4 protein-coding genes are annotated in these 4,125 nt (G+C 51.7%); 3 read left to right on the forward strand and 1 reads right to left on the reverse strand.

Going from position 1 to position 4,125, the window contains the following annotated elements; genetic code table 11:
• The coding region (locus tag RMO27_RS20155) for a hypothetical protein (protein WP_309735902.1) at window positions 1-373 on the reverse strand (373 nt) is incomplete at its 3' end.
• 305 nt (window positions 374-678) lie between these two features.
• Between RMO27_RS20155 and RMO27_RS20160 the strand changes: the two genes are divergently transcribed.
• The 3 genes from RMO27_RS20160 to RMO27_RS20170 form a co-directional block, all read left to right on the forward strand.
• Window positions 679-1,317, forward strand: a complete 639-nt coding sequence (locus RMO27_RS20160) for a hypothetical protein (protein WP_309735904.1) — start codon at window positions 679-681, stop codon at window positions 1,315-1,317.
• 75 nt (window positions 1,318-1,392) lie between these two features.
• Window positions 1,393-3,303 carry a fumarate reductase/succinate dehydrogenase flavoprotein subunit gene (locus RMO27_RS20165; RefSeq protein ID WP_309735906.1) on the forward strand — a complete coding sequence of 637 codons (1,911 nt, stop codon included), beginning with the start codon at window positions 1,393-1,395 and terminating at the stop codon, window positions 3,301-3,303.
• A gap of 236 nt (window positions 3,304-3,539) precedes the next feature.
• A partial coding sequence (locus RMO27_RS20170) for a succinate dehydrogenase/fumarate reductase iron-sulfur subunit (RefSeq protein WP_309735908.1) occupies window positions 3,540-4,125 on the forward strand: 586 nt, incomplete at its 3' end.

A 4,125-nucleotide genomic window follows, 5' to 3' on the forward strand; every position in this document is an offset into this window, starting at 1 on the left:
TAATCCCAACTTGACCATTGACACCACGAATGGAGTGATAACCGACGCCAAAAAAGGTATTACCACCAGGACTAAACTGAACGCCGCCAGAGTAAGCAACGTCGCCGCCATAAACCCCCAATCCCACAAACGGAGAGACGGCTGGCAAGCTAAAAAACTTGAGCGCATCGACGCCAGTTTTGCCGTTAACAGTGGCAATTTCTGCACCAATATCGAAAACTTTGACCCCAGCCCCATAGCTGACGCTACCATCTCTAGTACCGACTGTGACCCACGGTTCGGGGACTAGCTGTGCTGAGACAGGAGTGGCTTGAATCGCACCGAGGGTGACGAGTGTTGCCAAGATCGAACCAGCGATTGACTTAAATTGCATGAGTAGTTTTCCTCTAGTTCTGACCGAATCGTCGCTCTCAAAGCTGATGTTCTAGCTGACGATAGCTGGCAGAGATTGTTTCGAGTTGCTGTACCACTGGATGGGAGTTTACGCCTCAATTTATTCGGTGCAGCAGATTCAGCTGCGATCTTTCAAGCATTGCAGCAAGATACTTCGCGTGCGCCCAAGCTTGCTCCGTAGGAGTGAATAGTGGATAGTGGATAGTAAATCTGTTGAAGTACGTTCGAGTTTTGCTAGTGAGCAACTAGCCCCAGTCCTCCATTTTCCTGGTTTCCGCTCCCAACATGCAATCTAACTTTTACACATCTTCGATCGGTCGCAAGGTCATCATGGCAGCGACAGGACTGTTTTTAATGGCCTTTTTGGGCGTTCATCTCGCGCTCAATGCGACTCTGTTGCTCGATGAGGGTGGGTTGTTATTCGATCGCACCGCCGATCTATTTCGCCAAAATTGGGGGTTGCACCTGCTGGAAATTTTGGTATTAGCTGGTTTTCTGGTGCATATCGGGCAGGGTGTGGCTCTGACGCTGGATAATCGATCGAAACGGAGTACGCCCTATGCGGTCAGTTCGGGTTTGGCAATCGAGCCAGCGCGATCGATGGGGTGGCTTGGTGCGTTCATCTTGGCGTTCTTAGTCCTTCATCTGTATCAATTTTGGCTGCCCAATCTCCTCGGCACTAGATCTGAAAATTTATCCCAACTAATGCGATCGACCATGAGTCAATGGTGGGTATTAGCCATCTATCTCCTCGGTTGTCTGGCTGTCGCCGCTCATCTCTGGCATGGCTGGCGTAGTGCCACTATCACCCTCGGTTTGACCGATCGATCGCGCCAACTGCTCAGTGCGATCGGCATCAGTGCCGCGATCGGATTACCATTAGGATTAGCTGCCATGGCGATCGTCATCTTCCTGAAGTCTTAGTGAATAGTGAATAGTGAAGCTTGTAGTCTTCTATTCTCAAGTTCCCTCGTCTCCTTGTCCCCCAGTCCCGTCCCCATGCTCGACCCCAAAATTCCCCCAGTGCCTCTTGCCGAGCAGTGGTCAACTTATCAAGCAACAGCGCGGCTGATTAGTCCCAGCAACAAACGCCAGCTAGAAATCATCGTCATCGGTACCGGATTGGCTGGCGCATCAGCAGCCGCAACGCTGGCGGAACAGGGTTATCGAGTCAAAGCCTTTTGTTTCCAAGATTCGCCGCGTCGCGCCCATAGTATTGCCGCTCAGGGCGGGATTAACGCCGCCAAAAACTATCAAAATGATGGCGATTCCGTTCGGCGGCTGTTTACGGACACGATTAAAGGCGGCGACTATCGATCGCGCGAAGCCAATGTCTATCGACTCGCTGCGATTAGTACCAAAATTATCGACCATTGCGTCGCTCAAGGTGTCCCCTTTGCGCGGGAATACGGCGGAATGCTCAGCAATCGCTCCTTCGGCGGTACCCAAGTCCAACGTACCTTCTATGCCGCCGGACAGACGGGACAACAACTTTTACTCGGTGCCTATCAAGCCCTCGAACGCCAAGTCGCGCTGGGCAACATTACCATGTATACTCGCCATGAGCTGCTCGACATCGTGCTAGTTGAAGGCAAAGCGCGAGGGATCATTGCGCGGAATTTAGTAACGGGCGAACTAGAGCGGCATAGTGGTCATGCCGTCCTGCTCTGTTCTGGCGGTTATAGTAACGTCTTTTATCTCTCGACTAATGCGATCGGTAGTAATGTCAGTGCCACTTGGAAAGCCCACCAGCAGGGCGCGTTATTTGCCAATCCCAGCTTTACCCAGATCCATCCCACCTGTATTCCCGTCGCGGGCGAGTATCAGTCAAAACTCACCCTGATGTCGGAAAGTTTGCGGAATGATGGACGGATCTGGGTACCCAAAACCGCCGGAGATCCGCGTCCGGCGGCGGAGATTCCCGAATCCGATCGCGACTACTTTTTGGAGCGACGCTATCCCGCCTATGGCAACCTCGTCCCCCGCGACATCGCCTCTAGAGCGGTCAAAGAGGTCTGCGACGACGGTTATGGGGTCGGCAGCTCCAAGCGAGCCGTATACCTCGATTTTGCTGACACACTACGGCAATCTGGTCGGGAAACGATTGCCAATAAGTATGGCAATCTGTTTGCCATGTATGCCCAAATTACTGGCGAAGACCCTTATACCGTGCCGATGCGGATTTATCCCGCCGTGCATTACACGATGGGTGGTTTGTGGGTGGATTATGAATTAATGACGACGATTCCGGGGCTGTATTGCTTGGGCGAAGCTAATTTCAGCGAACATGGTGCCAATCGCCTCGGTGCCTCCGCATTAATGCAGGGTTTAGCGGATGGATATTTCGTGATTCCAGCCACGATTAGCAACTATTTAGCCGCTGATGTAGGCAAAACACCACCTTCGATCGATAGTCCCGAATTCGCCCAAGCCGAAGCAACAGTATCAGCCAGACTCGATCGACTAATTAACATTCAAGGCAACCAAACTGTCGCCAGCTTCCATCGCCGTTTGGGACAAATCCTCTGGGCAGAATGCGGGATGGTCAGAAATGCAGCCGGATTGCGATCAGCAATTCACCAAATTCAAGCCCTCCAAGCCGAATTTTGGCAAGATGTCAAAATCCCTGGCAAAGTACAGGAACTCAACCCCGAACTCGACTACGCCCAGCGGGTAGCCGATTTTCTGGAGCTGGGAGAACTAATGTGTGTCGATGCCCTCCATCGCCAAGAAAGCTGCGGCTGTCACTTCCGCGCCGAGTTCCAAACCGCTAACGGCGAAGCCCAACGCAACGATACCGAATCTGCCCACGTTGCCGCCTGGGAGCGTCTTCAAGACCATCATTGGGAATTCCATCCAGAAGCATTAAAATTTGAGTTGGCGCAGTTGAGTCAACGTTCTTATCGGTAGGGGGTAGTGAATAGTGAATAGTGAATAGTGGATAGTGAATAGTGAATAGTGGATAGTTGGGGTATGACAGTAATACCAGAAGTGATACTGCGTCAACAGCTCGACAGAGTATATATCGGCATGTCTGTGCCACAGGTACAAGGAGATGCTCAGACTGGGAATGGGTAGAAAATCAGACCTCACATCAGCAATTCTCAACTATCCACTATTCACCATCCACTATCCACTCCCATCACATGAAACTCACCCTCAAAATCTGGCGACAACCAGATGCTCGAACTCAGGGCAACTTTATTACTTACCAGCTTGATGATGTGTCGCCGGATATGTCCTTGCTGGAGACGATCGATCTGCTCAATCAACAGCTAATTTTAGCTGGTGGCGAACCGATCGCTTTCGACCACGATTGTCGCGAAGGGATTTGTGGCTCCTGTGCGATGTATATCAACGGTCGTCCCCACGGGAGCGATCGTGGCAGTACTACTTGCCAACTGTATATGCGATCGTACCGAGATGGCGACACGATCGTTATCGAACCCTGGCGGGCGAATGCTTTTCCGCTCATTAAAGACTTAATGGTCGATCGATCGGCATTCGATCGAATTATTCAAGCGGGTGGTTATATTTCCGTCAATACTGGTAATGCGATCGATGCCAACACGATCCCGATCGCCAAAGCCCAAGCTGAGTCAGCTTTTGCCGACGCCATGTGCATCGGTTGCGGTGCGTGTGTAGCGGCATGTAAAAATAGCTCGGCGACACTATTTGTCGCCGCTAAAGTCGCACACCTAGCCGGATTACCCCAAGGGCAACCAGAACGCC

Origin of the sequence: Chamaesiphon sp. OTE_75_metabat_556, from assembly GCF_031378165.1 — a bacterium.
Taxonomy (GTDB): Bacteria; Cyanobacteriota; Cyanobacteriia; order Cyanobacteriales; family Chamaesiphonaceae; genus Chamaesiphon.